4 protein-coding genes and 1 tRNA gene are annotated in these 3,585 nt (G+C 35.4%); all 5 read right to left on the bottom strand.

The genetic code is table 11. The annotated features are described in order from the left end of the window. Positions 1 to 339 precede the first annotated feature (339 nt). The 5 genes from HE1_RS07215 to HE1_RS03045 all read right to left on the bottom strand — a co-directional run bounded on the left by HE1_RS07215 (position 340) and on the right by HE1_RS03045 (position 3,183). Positions 340 to 663 (bottom strand): IS1 transposase, encoded by a 324-nt coding sequence (locus tag HE1_RS07215; RefSeq protein ID WP_242837184.1) that lies wholly within the window; start codon positions 661 to 663, stop codon positions 340 to 342. 87 nt (positions 664 to 750) lie between these two features. Continuing rightward, positions 751 to 891, bottom strand: coding sequence for a hypothetical protein (locus HE1_RS07210; RefSeq protein ID WP_162531223.1), 141 nt, complete (start codon positions 889 to 891; stop codon positions 751 to 753). Positions 892 to 1,001: 110 nt separating this feature from the next. Next, positions 1,002 to 1,511 (bottom strand): ribosome maturation factor RimM, encoded by a 510-nt coding sequence (rimM, locus tag HE1_RS06480; RefSeq protein WP_052567275.1) that lies wholly within the window; start codon positions 1,509 to 1,511, stop codon positions 1,002 to 1,004. Between the two features lie 33 nt (positions 1,512 to 1,544). After that, a tRNA-Gly gene (locus tag HE1_RS03050) sits at positions 1,545 to 1,615 on the bottom strand. Between the two features lie 494 nt (positions 1,616 to 2,109). Continuing rightward, entirely contained in the window at positions 2,110 to 3,183 is a 1,074-nt protein-coding gene (locus tag HE1_RS03045; protein ID WP_035544606.1) for an outer membrane protein, read from the bottom strand. Positions 3,184 to 3,585 lie beyond the last annotated feature (402 nt).

The raw sequence follows: 3,585 nt of genomic DNA, 5'->3' as shown, positions 1-3,585 counted from the left end.
ATTTAAATAACCGTAATACTCCGTATCTCTTCTAGTTAGCTTTACTTTCTACCGCTACACTTCATCCTTAACCTTACTAAAGCTGAATATTGATTTAAATTTCCTATACTGATGGTCCTTACTTACTCCCTCTTCTAAACTTACCATTGTTATTTGCGTGCTCGACACTTCTTTCACCTTGCCTTGATTTTTTCCTTCTTATACCAAAAATTACCTTATCTCGCAACTCTCCCTTTATAGGACTGTTGCAGTATGGAGAATTTTTAAAAATTTAGACGATTCATTTCAATAGGCTGAATTTTTTTGACTTTATCAACCACAAAAAATTTTTAGAAGCCTTTAACCAAAGATAGTATGATTGATTTTCAATGTTTTATTAACGTGAAGTGCCGCAAAAATACGCAGTGTTACCTCCAGTATTTCAAGAGATCGTGTGTTTGCAAGGAGTTTTCGACGAAAACTCGCAAACCAATGGCGGTGTGGAGCATTATTTTGTTCAATGGAAAACGTTTTATCTTTTTCCTGAAAGAGGCGGGTGCTTGGAATAATTTTATTAAAACCTTCCAAAGGATCTTTGCAATAAAATAAAATTTTCCGTTTCTTTAATCGTTCAAAAAGTCGTTTGAATGTTTGACTCGAGAGATCACCAAATTCCCAATCGATGAGCCCTTTTCCAGAACGATCATAGGATTTAGAAATTCAAGCTTTAGAAATCCAAATTTTTACTTCTTTTTTTTATAGTTCAAAAATTCATCGACTTCTATTACAATACCTTTGTCTTCTTGGGAGGGGGCAATTTTGGCGCATAGCCTCCCCAAGGTGTCCGCCCACTTCAAAACGGCAGTCGCTCTGACACCAAAATGCTGATTTTAAAGCAATCCGAACATTCATAAAATTTACATACAATCGTTTTTAGAGACTTTTAAAAGATATCTTTAGTTAAAAGCTATTCTGAAACTATTCTATTTTTATGTATGTCTGAAAAACATTTGAGTGTATGATTAATTTGTGTTTTGAATCCATTCTTCCGCTTCATTAGTGCAAAAAATAATGTGCTGAGCTTTACACACGTTCGTAATAAAAGTTTTGTGAAATGGTAGATAAACCGACGATGCGTCTTTTGAAAGGGAAATTTCCAATAAATCAGTTGCTCCAAAATTATTCATTCTTAGAACTGTTCCCAAAAGATTTTCTTGAAACTGCACTTTGTAGCCTTCTAATTCTTTCCAATAGTAGTGATCATCAGGCAAAGCTTTAAGATGCTCTATAGAGGTGTACAGCTTTATGCCTTTTAAAGCCTGGGTTTGTTCTCTTGAAGATATTCCGTGACATCTAGCTTCTATCTTAGAAGGGCGGCTTACCCATCCGACAAAATCAAACTGAAGCTTTTCTTTTTTTTCGTTATAAACCAACGGACAGCGCACCAAAAACAAAGGATCTTCGGTAAAAACATCAATCTTGATGTTTCCCCGCACTCCTTTTGGCCCAATAATCTTAGCTAGTAAAACCATAAATCACTAAAAATTAATTTCCTAAAAAATCAGAGCGGATAAAGAGAATCGAACCCTCATCTAAAGCTTGGGAAGCTTTCATTCTACCATTGAACCATATCCGCACTTCCCATTCATTTTACTACAGAGTTTAATTTTAAGCAATAGTGAAATTTTCGAATATCTGGCGTGCGTTAGGTAAGTGCGAAAAATTTAATAAATTCTATCTTACACGTTTTTATAACCAATCAAAAGCATTAAGTGTTTTGTTACTATATTGCAATAAAATAAGGAAAGACGACAAACACAAATATGATAATATACATTTCACGAAATGGTAATAAAAAAATCTCGCGCAATACATCTTGCACCTATAATCGCAGCCAAAGTAAATGAAACAGATGTCGTCTTAGACGTAAAAAAGCGCTCTGATCGGGTAAAAAAATGTTAAAAATTAGTACTGAATCTTAAAAAACAACTCGACAAGAGGTAAAAATACGATGACTGGTGATTTAGAGCGGTCTTCCTTACCGTCTAAATCATGCCAACTAAAACGCCACTGCTGCAATTTATTTTTCTACAACATGGGCGTTCTGTTTTTTCAAATCCGTTGCTTTATTTATTTTCCACTAAACATATAGGTTAGCGTCACCAAAAACAAGTTGGTGTTAGTCTTTGACACAGGCACACCACAGCAATATATATCTTTGGGAACTATAGAAGCAACATTATCCCAGCTTTTTTTGCCCAACCATTGACGTTGATATTCCAACCCCAACGTAGCGTTCTGATTCAAAGCGTACCTAGCGCCACACGCCAACACAGATCCGGTAACGGTTTTAGACAAGCTACTAGAAGATTGGCCAGATTCACCAATATAAGAAAGTTTCTGATTTTGCAGGATAACTCCAGGCCCAACGAAAAGCTGCAATCTTTGCGCAACCACATATCCAAATTCAAAGATAAATTCAGCAAACCATTTATTCTTTAAACGAAATTCTGTACTTCTTTCATCTGAGATTCCAAGAGAGCCAACAAAATTTTGATTTTCCACAACCTTTAATCCCAATCCTCCAGTTTTATACTTTAGCTGAGAAGAACTACCGTTTGTTCCAAACGCACACCGAAACCCCATCGTATAACAATTAAGAGTTTTTTGCATTAATACCCCCAAATTCCAAGAAAATCCAGAAGTATTTTTTACTAATCCTTTTTGTCCAAAATCTATAAAATTATCTTGAATTCCTTCCAATGTTGCTGTAGATGGATCAATCTTAGTAGTTGTTGTCCCCTTAACTGTGTATAATACATCAGGATTTGCTGCAGTACCAGCTGTTTCGACTTTTTCCACCGCACAGGTATGAATGTCTGGATCATCCTCTACATCAACACCCTCTCCTTTTATCGTCGCTGTTGCTGATACATCAGCAGCAACAGTTGTTGTTATTAAAGTTCCATCTACGAAGGGCTCCTCAGTCGTAGGGTTTGAGGAACCTGTGTACCCCATTGCATCGAGACTTTCAAGAGTACTGCTGATTTTGAACTTCCCTTTGACTTCACCATCTTCTCCAAAAGATTCTGCTTTAATCGGCCAACTTGCTGACCCTGATCCCCCAGGATTGGTCGACATAGAGGTTCCACCGATTCCCATAAAAATCCCTATTCCAGATAAAAATTTATCTTTTTTTTGCACTCAGGCTTGAAGCTGAAAGAAAAAAAGTTAGTAAAAAAAATTTTTGTTTTAACGAAATCATCATTGAAAAAAATGCAAAACATCAACGGCGTAATTAGAACATGGGGAATGTAAAAAAGTAGTTAAGATGCGTTGCTCCAAACAGAGACATTGATTGTTGATTTTTTGCAACTAATTACAAGCCTTTTTTCATTAAATTACAATTTTTATAAAAACCTTGTCATTAAATAGTAAAAATATGCCAAACCATATTCATAACGTTTATTTTCTTCCTTCTATATCTAAATCAGTATAAAAAAATTACAAGAAATGGAATTGAAATAAGAGATCAATTGAGTAAGGTGGCGTTTCTTCTTATATGTTTGGCTTAAGCCCATTTTTTCTCAATAGGATTGAGATCAG

This window comes from Holospora elegans E1, from assembly GCF_000648275.1.
Lineage (GTDB): Bacteria > Pseudomonadota > Alphaproteobacteria > Holosporales > Holosporaceae > Holospora > Holospora undulata_A.
The sequence above is the reverse complement of the archived record's forward strand: the minus strand, read 5'-3'. Positions and strand labels throughout refer to the sequence as shown.

Excerpts from the sequence above, each read along its gene's own strand:
- HE1_RS07210 (WP_162531223.1), bottom strand. The coding sequence starts at position 891 with ATGAATGTTCGGATTGCTTTAAAATCAGCATTTTGGTGTCAGAGCGAC.
- rimM (WP_052567275.1), bottom strand. The coding sequence starts at position 1,511 with ATGGTTTTACTAGCTAAGATTATTGGGCCAAAAGGAGTGCGGGGAAAC.